This window comes from Candidatus Cloacimonadota bacterium (assembly GCA_011372345.1).
Lineage (GTDB): Bacteria > Cloacimonadota > Cloacimonadia > Cloacimonadales > TCS61 > DRTC01.
In genome coordinates, this window is sequence record DRTC01000636.1 from 1 (window position 1) to 1,969 (window position 1,969).

Sequence of the window (1,969 nt, forward strand, 5' to 3'; positions counted from 1 at the left end):
CCAATATTGCTGAAGAAGCTATCTATTTATCAAAAGGTGAAGATATTAAACACGGATTGTTTGTATAATAAAATAATTTCACGTAACAAACAGATCCTCGCCAAGCAAGAAGAGAAGCAAGAAGAGCGTGGCAGCTGCCAAACATTATCCATCTATCTCAATCTCCACTTTTCCTCTTTCGCATCCTTTCAAATTCCGGACAAAACCGAGGACAGAATCTTTAAAGGAATTCTGTACATAAGGAACGATTTTTATTTCTTTTCCATCAACATTGAGATGAATTCCAATTTTCCTGTCGGTTCTGCAGTCATTTCTGGTTTTATTTCCTTTCAGGATTTCCGCCACCATTCCATAACAGGAAAAACCGCAAGCAGAACAACACTCCGGTTTTGCTAAAGGCAGCACCTCAAAAACTTTTTGCTCGATAATATCTGCCAGATCCCTGATATTTCTCTCTGCATGAAGAACCGGGAGATGATCATATTTTTTGTGCTCATCAGAAAATTTTCCGGAAACAGCAAAGACCGTTCCATCTACAAGTTCAGCCAATTGATCTCTATCATTCGCACAGATAATTCTTGGTAAAGCAGCAGTTTTCATCCCTTCCACGATCACATAATCAGCACTCAAATGTGCCAGCATTTCATTCAGGGAAAGCTGCCTGTTCCAGATCTGGTATGTTTCCTTAAATCCTCTGGCAAAAACAACATTTTCCGAAGCCTGTAAATGTTTTTGGGAATTCGAACCCGGTTTTTCCATAGTAAAATCTTCATAATGGATGTCTTTGACGGAAGCGACTTTATATCCTCTTCTTTTTAATTCTTTGAGCAAATTAACAACCAGAGTTGTCTTTCCGGTATGATGATAACCGGCAACACTAAAGACTTTCATTTTTCCTCCTGATATTTTAATGAAACTGGACTCGACTTGCAACGACCGAAGGGAGTGCGAGTTGAGAACAGTTGTCAGTCTGTCTCAATTTTTTCCTATAAATCGGATACGACTGGACTTCATCAACTTTAGTTTGATGGAATTCAGTTTTTTACTTACGATTATTACAATTATTAACTCAAGTCCAGTCTCGCTTCGCTCTTCTGAACTCGAGTTATATTAACGCTCAAACCAAATAATAAAAACATAAGATCAATCCAAACGATAAGATAATTCCAAACTGAATACAATAATCAAACCAGCGAAGTTTCTTCTTATACAGATATGTACGATCGGGAAAAAGTCTGAAACCACGCAATTCCATGGAAATTGCCCTGTATTTCACGGTTTGCATTGCTCTGGCAATGATCGGGAATAACAGCGAAAGATACGCTTTTGGTCTTTTTCGCAAAGGCAGGTCATTGATATTGATCTCCCGTAAAGACAAGGCTTCCATACTTAACCGGAATTGTTTTGAAAATAAGGGAATGAAATGAATAACCGAAGCAATAATAAATGAGATTTCATAAGAAATTTTCCAACCTCGCAAGGCTAACAGATATTTATCGAAAGAGATGTCGATCAATAGACCTGAAATGATGATTATCAGGAAAAATCTCAATGATGAAATTATCCCGTAATTCAATCCTGATGAAGTGATCTTAATTATTTTCCACTGCCAGAAAATCTCTCCTTCCTGCCGAAATAATATTTGGAAGACCATCAGAGTTAAGACGATTTTTAGGATATTCTTCAATCTGTGCATAATACGGGTGAATTTTTTCTTACCCGGATTTATCAATAATAAAAGTATAATGGAAACGAAGATTAGAGCAGTCTGCATCAGCAGGTTTTGAAAAATTACTGATAATGAGGTGATAACCATCACGATTACCAGAATTGTCCGTAAATCTAAATCGATCTTTTGTTCCATTTTAAGATCTTCCATTAAAATGTTCCATTAAAATGATTCATTAAAATGTTCCATTAAGATATTTTAATGTATCGGAATTTCAAAATTAGCCACAGAGTCACAGAG

General features: G+C 36.5%; 2 protein-coding genes. Both read right to left on the minus strand.

Annotation, left to right across the window (positions count from 1 at the left end):
- Positions 1 to 144: 144 nt before the first annotated feature.
- Complete coding sequence (gene mobB / locus ENL20_12235; GenBank protein ID HHE39321.1) at positions 145 to 891, minus strand: molybdopterin-guanine dinucleotide biosynthesis protein B; 747 nt, start codon at positions 889 to 891, stop codon at positions 145 to 147.
- A 226-nt stretch (positions 892 to 1,117) separates the two neighbouring features.
- Positions 1,118 to 1,879, minus strand: coding sequence for an energy-coupling factor transporter transmembrane protein EcfT (locus tag ENL20_12240; GenBank protein HHE39322.1), 762 nt, complete (start codon positions 1,877 to 1,879; stop codon positions 1,118 to 1,120).
- Positions 1,880 to 1,969 lie beyond the last annotated feature (90 nt).